A 13340-nucleotide genomic window follows, 5' to 3' on the forward strand; every position below is an offset into this window, starting at 1 on the left:
GGCATGACAGAACAGCCCACGCACGCCGGACGGATTACCATTTCGGTCGACGCAATGGGCGGAGATTCGGGGCCCGCCGTTGTTGTGGCGGGCATCGCCAAATCGGCGGACAAGAACCCCGATATCGCATTCATCCTGCATGGGCCTGAAGAAGCACTGCGCAAACTTGTTGCCAAACGACGTGTCCTGAATGGGCGCGTCGTTTTTCGTGATTGCACCGATGTGGTCACGATGGAAGATAAGCCCAGCCAAGTAGTACGCCACGGCAAAAAGACCTCGATGTGGTCCACGCTCGAGTCGGTCCGCCAAGGCGAAGCGCATGGTGCCGTGTCATGCGGAAATACAGGCGCTTTGATGGCCCTGTCGATGATGCGGTTGCGCAAACTGCCGGGCGTCAACCGTCCGGCGATCGCGATTCTGTGGCCTTCGCGCAACCCACAAGGGTTCAACGTCATGCTGGACGTTGGCGCAGATGTCCGCGCCGACGCTAAGGATTTGCTGCAATATGCGCTCATGGGGGCCTCGTATGCGCGCAACGGCATGTTGTTGGAGCGCCCTCGGATCGGTCTGCTGAACGTCGGAACAGAAGAGCATAAGGGGCGCGCCGAACTGAAAGAAGCCCACGCGTTAATTGCCGATTTTGCAGATCAGGCGAGCTTTGACTTTGTGGGCTTTGTTGAAGGCAGCGATATCCCTGGCGACAAGGCAGATGTCATTGTAACCGATGGGTTTACAGGCAACGTGGCCATCAAAACCGGTGAGGGCACGGCCAGCCTGATCGGTGACCTTTTGCGCCAAGCCTTCAAGTACTCTCCGCTGTCGCGGTTGGCCTCTGTTCTTGCGATCACATCGCTGCAGCGTTTGAAGAAGCGTATCGACCCGCGCCGTGTCAATGGAGGGGTTTTTCTGGGCCTAAATGGCACAGTGATCAAATCACATGGTGGCGCGGATGCGACCGGTGTTTCGGCCGCTGTGAAGTTGGCCTTTACTCTGGCACAGTCGGGGTTCTCTGAAAAATTGGCGGCACGGGTTGCATCGACGGTCGAGCTTGCACAAGATGCCGCACACGCACCGCCCAAGGCGGGTGAATAACAAAAAAGGCAGTACCCCAGAATGGCAGGCCGTTCAGTTGTTGTAGGTGTCGGACACTATTTGCCAGAGCGCATCGTTCCGAATTCCGAGTTTGAAAAAACGCTCGATACGTCAGACGAGTGGATCAGAACCCGATCCGGCATCGAACGCCGCCACTTTGCAGCGGATGACGAGACAACATCAGACATGGCCACCAAGGCTGCCGAGGCCGCTTTGGCTGATGCGGGGCTAACAGCCGACGATATTGACGCGATTGTTCTGGCAACATCGACCGCCGATCTGACATTTCCGTCTGCAGCGACGATGGTGCAATCGCGCTTGGGAATGACCAAGGGTTTTGCATTCGACGTGCAGGCCGTGTGTGCGGGATTCGTATATGCCCTGACAAATGCCAACGCATTGATCCTGTCCGATCAGGCCAAACGCGTGATGGTCATCGGTGCCGAGACATTTTCGCGAATCATGGACTGGACGGACCGCTCGACCTGCGTGTTGTTCGGCGACGGCGCAGGCGCGCTGATCCTCGAACGGCAAGAAGGCGAAGGAACTTCGGACGACCGCGGGATTCTTGCAACCGATCTGAACTCGGACGGGCGCTACAAAGACCTACTCTATGTTGATGGCGGGGTGTCCACGCAGACAACCGGTTATCTGCGGATGAAAGGCAACCAGCTATTCCGCCAAGCGGTTGAACGTTTGACGTCAACTGCCGAAACTTGCTTAGGAAAAGTCGGTTTGGACCACGAAGATGTGGACTGGATTGTGCCGCATCAGGCCAATATCCGCATCATTCAAGGCACAGCCAAGAAACTGGGCGTACCGATGGACCACGTGGTTGTGACGCTGCAAGACCACGGCAACACGTCCGCTGCTTCTATCCCCCTTGCCATGTCTGTCGCTAAACAGCGCGGTCAATTCAAAGAGGGCGATTTGCTGGTAACCGAGGCAATCGGGGGTGGATTGGCTTGGGGCTCTGTCCTCTTACGGTGGTAACAGGCGCAAAACGGCTTACACACCCTCTTGCAATTCATTGATATTGACAGTGAATTTGCCCTGACCCTATGCTTTACCATCAACAGGGGAATAAGCATGGGCGACAAAACACTGACCCGAATGGATCTGAGCGAAGCCGTTTTTCGCGAAGTCGGTCTTTCACGCAACGAAAGCGCGCAATTGGTTGAAAGCGTTCTGAACCACATGTCGGACGCTTTGGTGCGTGGCGAACAGGTAAAGATTTCTTCGTTTGGCACGTTCAGTGTTCGGGACAAAACCGCAAGGATCGGTCGCAACCCCAAAACCGGTGAAGAAGTTCCAATCCAACCCCGCCGCGTGCTGACCTTCCGTCCGTCGCACCTGATGAAGGATCGCGTCGCCGCCGGGAACCGCAAGTAACAGCAGGACGGCAGAGCCATGAGCAAGTCTCGCGACGCGTTTCGCACCATAAGTGAAGTTGCGGATTGGCTGGGCGTTCAGGCTCATGTGTTGCGATTCTGGGAAAGCCGTTTCAGTCAGGTGAAACCAGTGAAACGTGCGGGCGGGCGTCGATACTACCGCCCCAATGACATGCTTCTTCTTGGTGGGATCAAGAAGCTGTTGCACGAGGACGGGATCACAATCAAAGGCGTTCAGCGCATCCTGCGGGAAGAGGGTGTGGCCCATGTCGCATCGCTGTCCCAAGGGTTGGAAGAATCTGCGCCCCAGTTGGATGAGGCGAAAGACGACGTGGTCGTCCCCTTCACCGCCAAACCCGCACCCGAGCAACAAATTACGCTGGACCTTGGCGAGGACGAGGCGCAGAAACCTGCACCACCGACAGAGCCAAAGGTTGAGAAAGCGAAAGCCGACACTCCAACCGCGCCCGAGAAAAAGGCGCAGCCACAGGTCTTGGACAAGGCCCCGCTGTTGGGTGGAATTGCAAGTCAGGCATGGAATCGAACCGACTTTGACGATCAGCTTTTGCGCCAAATTGCACCGGTTGCCAAAGAGCTGCGGGCCGTTCTGAACAGAATTGAGAACCGATCGGCGGGATAAGAAAAAAGGCGATGATTTCCTCTTGCCCCCGCCGGGAAAGTCTTTATGAACACTCCAACGTCGGGCTATGGCGCAGCCTGGTAGCGCGTCCGTCTGGGGGACGGAAGGTCGCAGGTTCGAGTCCTGCTAGCCCGACCAAATCACACCGACGTTTATGGCAGACAGGCCAGATCCCGCTCTGGCACACGGGGGGATCGGAATGACAGGCGTATGCCCGAACCAGCAGATCGAAGAAATGATCAAGCGCGGCGAGATCACGGCCGCGCCTGAAATCATCGCCGCTCAGGTTCAACCCGCCAGTCTGGATTTACGTCTTGGAACAGTGGCTTACCGTGTTCGTGCGTCATTTTTGGCAGGCGAAGGCAGATCGGTCGAAGACAGGCTGGCCGAGTTTGAGATGCACCGCATAGACATCACCGACGGCGCGGTTCTGGAAAAAGGCTGCGTTTATCTGGTGCCCCTGATGGAAGCTCTTGCCCTTCCCGATAGCGTGACCGCAGTGGCCAACGCCAAAAGCTCGACCGGGCGGTTGGATCTGTTGACCCGGACGATCACAGATGGCGGCACCGAATTTGATCGGGTGCCGGCGGGCTACACCGGCCCACTTTACGCCGAGATTTGCCCGCGCTCTTTCTCGGTCCTTGTTCGCCCGGGAATGCGTCTGAACCAAATCCGGTTCCGTCAGGGCCAGGCGGTACTGAGCGATGCGGAACTGACATCCTTGCACAACGACTCGCCGCTGGTTGATGGACCTGCCGTCATTCAAGACGGGCTGGGCTTTTCCGTTGATCTGCAATTGCCTGACACGGATCTGGTCGGGTACCGGGCAAAACCACATACCGGTGTCATCGATCTGGATCGGATCGGCGAATATGACCCGCAGGAATACTGGGAAGAAGTGCGCACACGCGACGGACGCATTATTCTGGACCCCGGCGCTTTTTACATACTGGTCAGCCGCGAGGCGGTTCATATTCCGCCTATGTACGCTGCCGAAATGGCCCCGTATCTGGCGATGGTGGGCGAATTCCGCGTCCACTATGCGGGCTTCTTTGACCCCGGTTTCGGCCACGCAGCCGCCGGAGGTGCTGGATCGCGCGGTGTGCTAGAGGTTCGCTGCCACGAGGCCCCGTTTGTTCTGGAGCACGGACAGGTCGTGGGACGATTGGTTTACGAAAAGATGTCGGAAATGCCCACGCAGCTTTACGGCGCAGGTATTGCGTCGAACTATCAGGGACAGGGGCTGAAACTGTCCAAGCACTTCAAGGCTGTTAGTTAGAACTTCATAAAGCGCCGCATTTGGCGGGTCATCCGCTGTGCCTGCTTCATGCCCTGTGCCTGACGCCCTGCACCAGCCTGCATTTGCTGCGACGCTTTTGCGTTCGGAGGCGTGTCAGAGTTTTCGCCGGACTTGCGGCCTATTCGGCTAGCCATGTCAAATCCAGTGTCCACGCCTTTGTTGACAAGGCGACGCATGACCTGACGTACGATCATGTCAATAATCCGATTGGCATTCATGGTTCTGCTCCGTTTTCTGTGCTCAACATAGGTGATTCACGTGACAACAAAAGGGCTGTGTGATCACTCTTCCTCGAACAACTCTGTCTGGTCTTCGTCTTCGGCGTCTTCGAGCCCTTCAGCCAAAGGCACAGAGCCCGGAGGGGGTCTGTTTTCCAGCAAACCGGCCGCACGCAGTTCTTTTAGGCCCGGCAAATCACGCGCATTCTCAAGCCCGAAATGATCCAGAAACTGTGGCGTCACGACAAATGTCACGGGACGGCCAGGCGTCATACGACGACGCCCCAGTCGAATCCACTCCATCTCAAGAAGTTGATCAATCGTTCCGCGAGAAACCGATACACCCCGAATTTCCTCAATCTCGGCCCGTGTGCAGGGCTGGTGATAGGCAACGATGGCCAATGTCTCGATAGCTGCTCGGCTAAGCTTGCGGGTTTCGACCGTTTCCTTCTGCATCAGGAAACCCAAATCAGGTGCTGTACGTATGGCCCAGGCGTCTCCGACCGGAACGACACGCACACCGCGCCCCTCATACCTTTTTTGAAGCATTTCAACGGCCTGCGCCGCGTCGCTTCCGTGCGGCATCCTCACTTCAAGATCGGCAATCGTGACCGGCTCAGCGCTGGCGAACAACACTGCTTCGACCATGCGTTCCTGTTCAGCCAGAGGCGGTGCCTCGAACAGGGTGCCAGTGCCGTCGTCTTCGGGGGCGTCAGTCACGTGTTTCAGTCCTCTTACGCAAATGGATTGGGGCAAAGGTATCGCTTTGCTTCATCTCCATATGTCCTTCTTTCACCAACTCCAGCGAAGCCGCAAAGGTCGCTGCGGTTGCCGACCGACGGCGCACAGGGTCCGCGTCCCAACCGTCTGGCAAATAGGTTTCCATATCGGTCCAGGTGCCAGCAAAGCCGATCAATGGGCGCATCCGCTCCAGCGCCTGCTCCATCGTGAAAACAGCATCGCGGTCCATGACAAATGGGCGAAACTCGTCGCGGGTGCGGATACGGGCGTAGCCCTGCATCAGGTCCAGCAAAGTGGCCGAGTAGGTCACGGTCCGGATGCGCGTGACATCCTCGCCCTGCCCGCGTTTGAAGAAGTCCCGCCCAAGTTGGTCTCGCGCCATAAGACGCGCGGCAGCGTCCCGCATCGCCTGCAAACGTTCAAGCTGGAACGCAAGGTGTGCGGCCAGTTCTTCACCCGAAGGACCTTCGTCATCCGGGTCGGGTGGCAATAACAAACGTGATTTCAGGAAAGCCAGCCATGCCGCCATGACCAGATAGTCAGCGGCCAATTCGATCCTGAGTTGCCGCGCTTTTTCGACAAAGGTCAGGTACTGCTGCGCCAGAGCCAGTACCGAGATTTTGCGCAGATCGACTTTTTGCGTTCTTGATAACGTCAAAAGCACGTCAAGTGGCCCTTCAAAGCCATCGACATCGACGATTAGCGCTTCGGCCGCCAGACGATCCGCGACCGAGACCGGGTCTTCGTTAAAGAGGTTATCCTGCATACACCTGACCGCCCATTAGGCGAGATAGTTCCGCCTCGGCGGCTGGGATGTCAAGTTCTGCTGGCTTTTGCCGCATTCCCAGGGCTTTTTCCGCGCGGTTTTGTGCCTGAGCGGTCATAGGCCCCGCTGCTTCAAGAACACGAGCGCGCGCATCAAACGTTCCGTTGCAATGCAAAACCACATCGCATCCGGCGGCAAGGGCCTGCTGCGCAACGTCCTCTGGTGCGCCGCTCAGTGCCTTCATCGAGATGTCGTCTGTCATGATCAGCCCGTCGAAACCGATTTTCTCGCGGATCAAGCCAATCATAGCAGGGGAAATCGTCGCTGGTTGAGGATCAATACGGTCATAGACCAAATGCGCAGTCATACCCATCGGCAAGTCATTCAACGCCCGAAACGGGGCAAAGTCGGCTTGCTCCAACGCATCTTGTGACAAGTCGACATGGGGCAGATCGTGGTGGCTATCCAGCGTGGAAAGGCCGTGACCGGGCATATGCTTAACGATAGGCAAGACACCACCATCCAGATGAGCTTTGGCCACCGTGCGGCCCAAGCCTGAGACCATGCCCTGATCCTCACCATAGCAGCGGTTCTTGAGGAATGGATGTGTGTCTTCGCGCGCCAAATCGACCATCGGTGCGCAATTGCTGTCGATCCCCAACTCAAACAGCTCGGCAGCAATAAGGCGATACCGCAAGTACATCGCACGCTCGGCCTCTGCCCCGGCACGCTGCACATGATCCAGTGGCGGCAACCATTCGCGCGCAATGGGTGCGCGCAAACGTTGGACGCGGCCGCCCTCTTGGTCGATCGTGATCGGACAATTGCGGCCGACGGCTTCGCGAAAATCATCGCACAGCGCGCGCACTTGATCTGCTGTATCGACATTGCGCGCAAACAGGATGAACCCGAACGGGTTCATCTCTTGGAACAGGTCCCTTTCAGATGGCGTCAGGCGCAGACCTTCGGCATCCGTGATAACGGCGCCAAATGTCACCGCGCGGCAACCGGGATACAGTCAGCCCCTTGGCCCTGTAGTGCCGCGCAGAATTGGCGCGAGTCGCTCAGGTCATCGAAACCAAGCACACGCAAACGATAGAAAGTGCGGCCGCCGCTTGAGGTTTTTTGGATAACCCTTTGCTTTCCATCCATATATTCCGAGAACCGCCCATTCAAACGATCCCATTCTGCACGGGCCACATCCGAGCTTTCATAGGCACCCAACTGGGCCATGCGCGTTCCTTTGGACAGCGTTTCTGCGTCAACATCCAAACCGACAGCCGCTTTTACGGCCGCATTGATTGCATCTTCTGTGCTGCTGTTTGCCGTAATGCCACTTGCTGTGACGCGCGCCGGGCGTGTGATCGGGCGAAGAGAACGACGCACACCGGGCAACGCTGCAAGCGCGGGATCCGGTAACTGAGCCGCGTAATCGGCGGGATCAATAGCAGGTTCGTCATCAACAACGGTCAACGAAGCCAGCTGTACCCCCTGCTCATCGGTGTCCTGGGGTAGCGTATCAGGTTCCGCTGCAAGTTCGGCGACCAGAGCGTCAACAGCACCCTGACGCAGTTTTGCGGCCTCTTGGGTCGTGATCTCTTCCTCAACCACATGCACGGCTTGTGTCGGCTTCAAGGGTTCGATCGGCGTATCCTCGTCCGCAAGGGATACCGGACGTGGTGCAAGTATCAAACGGTCTGCAGGCGGTGCAGCCGTTCCAACAGCAGCCACAGCATTCACGGCCAACCCCTGGTGATCGGCTGGCGTGCCACCGGGGTTTTCAGGCTGAATACGCATCGGACCTTCAATAGCGCGCACAACTGGCACGCCACTTACATCGCGCATCACAAGATTATAGCCCCAAACGCCAATGCCCGCGACCAGCGCCAAAGAGGCCACTGCCCCAAGCGCATTGACGATACGCCCAAGGCCAGCGCCTTGCGGGACTGCTTCATATCCCTGCATCTCTTCGGAATATTCATACCCATCCTGTGGGTCCGGCTGATTCGTGTAATGCATCTGCTCGGGGCGCATTTGCCCCGCGTAGTCGTAATTCGCCATATCCGCCTCACCGCCCGTTTCGCGCCAGAAAATAAGGCGCGCGGGTCATTTCTTGCCTACCTCGTACCGGCGGTTCGGGCGATGTTGGTTACCGCATCTCCTGCGCCGGAGTAACGCCAAGAATACCCAAGCCCGCTGAAATCACAACAGAAACGGCACGGGCTAATGCGATTTTTGACTGGCTTGTGGCAACATCGCCATCTTGAATGAACCGAAGTTGGGTTTCGTCATTGCCCTTGTTCCACAGCGCGTGGAAGTCACCCGCCAGCTCATAAAGGTAGAACGCCACGCGGTGCGGCTCATTCGTGCGGGCGGCGATTTCCACCAGACGCGGCCATTCGGCCAGCTTTTTCGCGACTGTCAGTTCCGACGCATGGTCATTTTTGCTGAGGTCTGCCGCGCCAAGCGTCGCGTCATCAGCTGCAATACCGGCCTCAGCCGCGCGGCGCAGAACGCTCATGATGCGGGCATGGGCGTATTGCACGTAGAACACCGGGTTCTCGCGGCTTTGTTCCAGCACCTTGTCGAAATCGAAATCCAGCGGCGCGTCGTTCTTGCGGGTCAGCATGACAAAACGGGTCACATCAGGCCCGACTTGGTCGACCACGTCGCGCAGGGTGACAAAGTTCCCGGCCCGCTTGGACATTTTGAACGGTTCGCCATTCTTCCACAGCTTCACCAGCTGGGTCAGCTTGATATCCAGCGGTACTTTGCCATCGGAAAGCGCCGAAACAGCCGCCTTCATCCGCTTTACGTAACCACCGTGGTCCGCGCCAAACACGTCGATCAGAGCGTCAAAACCACGGCTGACCTTGTCATAGTGATAGGCGATATCGGGCGCGAAATAGGTCCACGCGCCGTCCGATTTCTTGACCGGGCGGTCCACGTCATCGCCATGCTCGGTCGATTTGAACAGGGTCTGCTCGCGCGGTTCCCAATCCTCAGGCTTTTTGCCTTTGGGCGGCTCAAGCACGCCTTCATAGATCAGGCCTTTGTCGGTCAGCGATTGCAGCGCAGCCTCAATCCGACCCGTGCCATAGAGGGATTTTTCCGAAAAGAACACGTCCATCTCAACGCCCAGCGCCTTCAGGTCTGCTCGGATCAGATCCATCATCGCGTCGGTGGCGAAGTCGCGCAGGTCTTCCAGCCATTCGCTTTCGGGCTTGTCGATCAGTCTGTCGCCATATTTCTCCTTCAGCGCCTCACCGATCGGGATCAGATAGTCGCCGGGATACAACCCCTCGGCGATCTCAGGGCTCAGGCCGTTGGCCTCGCGATAGCGTTCATAGGCAGACCGCGCCAGCACATCCACCTGCGCGCCCCCGTCGTTGATATAATATTCGCGCGTCACATCGTGGCCGGAATAGGCCAGCAAGCTTGCCAATGCATCCCCGAACACAGCACCACGCGTATGACCCACATGCAGCGGTCCGGTCGGGTTGGCCGAAACATATTCCACGTTTACCTTCTGCCCCTGCCCCATGGTCGAGCGGCCATAGTCAGTGCCCTGTTCCAGCACGGCCGCCAGCACGCTCTGCCAGACCGAAGGTGCTAACCGCAGATTCAGGAACCCCGGCCCTGCCACCTCGGCGCTGGTGATCCGTTCATCAGCGGCCAGCTTTCCGGCCAGCACATCGGCAATGTCGCGCGGCTTCATCTTGGCGGGTTTCGCAAGCACCATCGCGGCATTCGTAGCCATATCGCCATGCGCCGCATCGCGCGGAGGTTCAACCGCCACGTTGTCAAAGCTCAGCCCGTCAGGCAGAGCTCCTTCGGACTGCATCTGCGCCAGCGCGTCCAATACCAGGCCGCGGATCTCGGAAAACAGGTTCATTTCGGATGTCCTTTTGCTTGGTCGGCGGTTTAACACGCAGCACGGCAAGGTCAATGGATGCCTAAAGTTTGACCTTGGTTTGGGCGCAATCCCCGCTACAGTCGGCCCGTAACGCCCAATCGGAGACCATTTATGCGCCTTGCCCTGCCCCTGAGCTTGCTTCTATCCACCGCTCTGCCTGCCTTTGCAGAAATGCCTGCATTGCAAGGACACGTTCTGGTGACGCTCGGCGGCGCTGTCAGTGAGACCAACATGCCCGGTCGCGGTGAGGCAGATGGCGGATTGTTGGGTTATCTCGAAGTCACCCATGATGGTGCAGCAGGGTTTGATGCCGCAATATTGGATGCGCTGCCTCAGGTCGAGATCACCATCCCTTACGGCCCTCCTGAAAACCAACGTGACTTCGCGTTCAGCGGCCCTCGGCTTGCAGACGTGATGGCGATGGCCGGAGCAGAAGGCAAAACAGCGCGCCCCATGGCGATGGACGGATATCAGGCAGAAATCTCTTGGGAGAGCATCTCGACCCATCAACCAATTCTCGCCACCCATGCCAACGGTGCGCCAATGGGTATCGGAGGTTATGGGCCAACCATGATTGTATTCCCGCCCACACAGGATGAAGACGCCGCCGCAGCGCAGGCTAGCCAACAAGTCTGGGCACTGGCCTATATCGGAATTGAATGACCCGCTGACAGCTGTTTTCCGGTCAGCCGTGCATGATCTTGCAGAGCAAAACGATCAGTCATACCTGCAATATAGTCAGACACGATCCTGGCCATGGCGGTCTCATCCACCGCAGCCTCGACATCCGAATGCCAGTGCTTTGGCATTTGTTTGGGATCAGCCAGATAGATTGGGAACAACTCCTCGACCACTTTTCCCACTTCTGCTCGCACTTGCATGACCGAGGGCGCGCGGTACATGCGTGTGAACAGGAACGCACGTATCTGCTTCAACTGCCCCCACAACGTGTTCGAAAACTGGATCACTGGACGACCTAAGTTTCGAATATCTTCAACCGTCTCTGCCCCGGACTGGGCTAAATTTTTCCGGGATGTGTCGATAACATCGGACACCATGACGCCAAAAACACGCCTCAAGGCTTCGTGTCTGCGGCGATACGCATCCAAACCAGGATATTTGCGATCGACCTCCGCGTAACACGCCCCAACGATGGGCAGCTCCTGAATTTCTGAGTCGCCAAACAATCCGGCCCTCAGACCATCCAGAAGGTCGTGATTATTGTAGGCAATGTCGTCAGACAGCGCCGCTACCTGCGCTTCTGCGCTGGCATGGGTGTGAAGCTCCAGATCAAAAGCCGTGTTACATTCGGCCAACGCCCAAGGCAAAGCACCTACAACCGGACCATTGTGTTTTGCGATACCCTCCAGACTTTCCCATGTCAGGTTACAGCCGTCAAAATCAGCATAGTGGCGCTCCAACTGCGTCACGATGCGGATCGCCTGCGCATTGTGATCAAATCCACCATAAGGTTCCATCAGAGCATGCAGCGCATCTTCTCCGGTATGACCAAAAGGGGTGTGCCCCAGATCATGCGCCAAAGCGACAGCTTCGGTGAGCTCGGGATTCAGACCCAAAGCTCCGGAAATCGTCCGCGCGACCTGAGCAACCTCAATAGAATGGGTCAGGCGTGTGCGGTAGCTATCCCCTTCATGCTCAACAAAAACCTGAGTTTTGTGTTTTAGACGACGAAACGCGCTGGCGTGAATGATCCTGTCCCGATCACGCTGAAAGCACGATCTGAAACTGCTTTCTTCCTCAGCTACCAACCGCCCCCGTGCGCGGCTAGGGTCTGAGGCAAAACCCGCTCTTTCCAAAGGCCTAGTCCTTGTCGCCTGTCCTTGGCTTTTCTATATGGTAGAGTGGTAAGGAAATAAACCTTTGGAGTGTGGCATGAACCTGCCCCCAACAGTAACAGAACGCGCCTTTGAGCGTCTGGCCGAAATTGGTGCCGCAGACCAGGGTCAGGCCCTGCGCGTCGCGGTTGAAGGTGGAGGATGCTCGGGCTTCCAATACGAAATCGCTTTGGATGAACCAAAAGAAGACGATCTGGTGCTGGAAGGTAAAGGCCAGAAGGTGATTGTTGACGCAATATCGCTTCCGTTTCTTGAAAACGCAGTCATCGACTTCACTCAAGAACTGATTGGCGCCCGCTTCGTGATCGAAAATCCAAACGCCACCTCATCATGTGGCTGCGGTACATCTTTTTCAATGTAAGCGCCGGTGGGGGCTAGCCCCCACACCCCCAGGATATTTTTAGCCAGATGAAGAAGGGATCCGCTCTTCGACACAATCGCCGAAGAGCTTCACCTGGCGCGGTCATCGGCGTCCCCGCCTGTACCGCAGATAAATGATGACCCACCTTGGTTAAGGATCCGTTACTTCATCTGGCGAAAAGTATCCCGGAGCGCGAGGCAGAGCCTCGCATATGCCTTCTCCACCTTGCCGTTGGGCCGGTTCTGAGCGATAGGTTGCAAGGACCACGGAGAAACGCTCATGAAAATAGCCACGTTCAACATCAACGGTATCAAAGCGCGAATAGAGGCGCTGCCGCGTTGGCTGGACGATGCGCAACCTGACGTGGTTTTGCTACAAGAGATCAAATCGGTAGATGAAAATTTCCCACGCGAGATTTTTGAAGAGCGTGGGTACAACGTCGAAACGCACGGGCAAAAAAGCTTTAACGGTGTGGCTATCCTCTCGAAGCTCCCGCTGGAAGATGTTTCGAGAGGCCTGCCCGGCGACGACGAAGACGAACAGGCGCGGTGGATTGAGGCCACAGTGGTCGGGCGGCAATCCTTGCGGATTTGCGGGCTTTATCTTCCAAATGGCAACCCAGCGCCCGGGCCTAAATACGATTATAAGCTTTCGTGGATGAACCGCCTGTATGATCGGGCACGGGATCTTCTAGCCAGCGAAGAACCTGCGTTGATGGCTGGGGATTACAACATCATTCCCCAAGCGGAAGACGCCGCTCGACCGGATGCATGGCGCGAGGACGCACTATTCCGACCCGAAAGCCGTGAAGCATTTCGTCGGATATTGAACCTGGGCTTTACCGAAGCTTTCCGCGCACGTGTACAAGGCCCTGGCCACTATTCCTTCTGGGATTACCAGGCGGGCGCTTGGAACAAGAACGATGGCATACGAATTGACCATTTTCTACTGACACCGCAAGCCGCCGATCTGATGCGGGATTGCCAGATTGATGCACAAGTTCGGGGGCACGAAAAGCCTTCTGACCACGTGCCTGTTTGTGTCGATCTGGACCTGTGA

General features: G+C 57.1%; 15 protein-coding genes and 1 tRNA gene. 9 read left to right on the plus strand and 7 right to left on the minus strand.

The features are described from left to right. Positions 1 to 3: 3 nt before the first annotated feature. From plsX to ACR0DG_RS02255, 6 genes are all read left to right on the plus strand, one after another. Complete coding sequence (gene plsX / locus ACR0DG_RS02230; protein ID WP_480693890.1) at positions 4 to 1092, plus strand: phosphate acyltransferase PlsX; 1089 nt, start codon at positions 4 to 6, stop codon at positions 1090 to 1092. A gap of 21 nt (positions 1093 to 1113) precedes the next feature. Continuing rightward, the gene (locus tag ACR0DG_RS02235) at positions 1114 to 2085 is read left to right on the plus strand and encodes a beta-ketoacyl-ACP synthase III (protein ID WP_480693892.1); all 972 of its coding nucleotides are present in this window, start codon (positions 1114 to 1116) and stop codon (positions 2083 to 2085) included. A 96-nt stretch (positions 2086 to 2181) separates the two neighbouring features. Next, a complete protein-coding gene (gene ihfA / locus ACR0DG_RS02240) occupies positions 2182 to 2484 on the plus strand; it encodes an integration host factor subunit alpha (RefSeq protein WP_008755922.1) in 303 nt (100 codons plus the stop codon). A gap of 18 nt (positions 2485 to 2502) precedes the next feature. Continuing rightward, positions 2503 to 3123, plus strand: a complete 621-nt coding sequence (locus tag ACR0DG_RS02245; RefSeq protein WP_480693894.1) for a MerR family transcriptional regulator — start codon at positions 2503 to 2505, stop codon at positions 3121 to 3123. A 61-nt stretch (positions 3124 to 3184) separates the two neighbouring features. Further along, positions 3185 to 3261 (plus strand) — tRNA-Pro (locus ACR0DG_RS02250). A 61-nt stretch (positions 3262 to 3322) separates the two neighbouring features. Continuing rightward, a complete protein-coding gene (locus ACR0DG_RS02255) occupies positions 3323 to 4402 on the plus strand; it encodes a 2'-deoxycytidine 5'-triphosphate deaminase (RefSeq protein WP_480693896.1) in 1080 nt (359 codons plus the stop codon). Here the strand turns inward: ACR0DG_RS02255 and ACR0DG_RS02260 are convergent. From ACR0DG_RS02260 to argS, 6 genes are all read right to left on the minus strand, one after another. After that, positions 4399 to 4641 carry a hypothetical protein gene (locus ACR0DG_RS02260; RefSeq protein ID WP_480693898.1) on the minus strand — a complete coding sequence of 81 codons (243 nt, stop codon included), beginning with the start codon at positions 4639 to 4641 and terminating at the stop codon, positions 4399 to 4401. The genes ACR0DG_RS02255 and ACR0DG_RS02260 overlap by 4 nt on opposite strands. Before the next feature lie 63 nt (positions 4642 to 4704). After that, the gene (gene scpB / locus ACR0DG_RS02265; RefSeq protein ID WP_480693900.1) at positions 4705 to 5361 is read right to left on the minus strand and encodes an SMC-Scp complex subunit ScpB; all 657 of its coding nucleotides are present in this window, start codon (positions 5359 to 5361) and stop codon (positions 4705 to 4707) included. Next, positions 5354 to 6148 (minus strand): segregation and condensation protein A, encoded by a 795-nt coding sequence (locus tag ACR0DG_RS02270; RefSeq protein ID WP_480693902.1) that lies wholly within the window; start codon positions 6146 to 6148, stop codon positions 5354 to 5356. The genes scpB and ACR0DG_RS02270 overlap by 8 nt, the downstream gene beginning before the upstream one ends. Continuing rightward, the gene (gene nagZ, locus ACR0DG_RS02275; protein ID WP_480693904.1) at positions 6138 to 7145 is read right to left on the minus strand and encodes a beta-N-acetylhexosaminidase; all 1008 of its coding nucleotides are present in this window, start codon (positions 7143 to 7145) and stop codon (positions 6138 to 6140) included. The genes ACR0DG_RS02270 and nagZ overlap by 11 nt, the downstream gene beginning before the upstream one ends. After that, complete coding sequence (locus tag ACR0DG_RS02280) at positions 7142 to 8209, minus strand: SPOR domain-containing protein (protein WP_480693905.1); 1068 nt, start codon at positions 8207 to 8209, stop codon at positions 7142 to 7144. The genes nagZ and ACR0DG_RS02280 overlap by 4 nt, the downstream gene beginning before the upstream one ends. Before the next feature lie 88 nt (positions 8210 to 8297). Next, on the minus strand, positions 8298 to 10043 hold the full coding sequence (gene argS, locus ACR0DG_RS02285) for an arginine--tRNA ligase (protein WP_480693907.1): 1746 nt from the start codon (positions 10041 to 10043) through the stop codon (positions 8298 to 8300). 132 nt (positions 10044 to 10175) lie between these two features. Here argS and ACR0DG_RS02290 point away from each other — a divergent pair, with 132 nt between their 5' ends. Then, on the plus strand, positions 10176 to 10727 hold the full coding sequence (locus ACR0DG_RS02290) for a putative pterin-binding protein (protein ID WP_480693909.1): 552 nt from the start codon (positions 10176 to 10178) through the stop codon (positions 10725 to 10727). Here the strand turns inward: ACR0DG_RS02290 and ACR0DG_RS02295 are convergent. Continuing rightward, positions 10709 to 11881 carry a deoxyguanosinetriphosphate triphosphohydrolase gene (locus ACR0DG_RS02295; RefSeq protein WP_480693911.1) on the minus strand — a complete coding sequence of 391 codons (1173 nt, stop codon included), beginning with the start codon at positions 11879 to 11881 and terminating at the stop codon, positions 10709 to 10711. The genes ACR0DG_RS02290 and ACR0DG_RS02295 overlap by 19 nt on opposite strands. Positions 11882 to 11957: 76 nt before the next feature. Here ACR0DG_RS02295 and ACR0DG_RS02300 point away from each other — a divergent pair, with 76 nt between their 5' ends. Further along, positions 11958 to 12281, plus strand: a complete 324-nt coding sequence (locus tag ACR0DG_RS02300) for a HesB/IscA family protein (RefSeq protein WP_058277565.1) — start codon at positions 11958 to 11960, stop codon at positions 12279 to 12281. Positions 12282 to 12560: 279 nt separating this feature from the next. Further along, on the plus strand, positions 12561 to 13340 hold the full coding sequence (gene xth / locus ACR0DG_RS02305; RefSeq protein WP_480693913.1) for an exodeoxyribonuclease III: 780 nt from the start codon (positions 12561 to 12563) through the stop codon (positions 13338 to 13340).

It is taken from the genome of Ruegeria sp. BG8 (genome assembly GCF_056538325.1).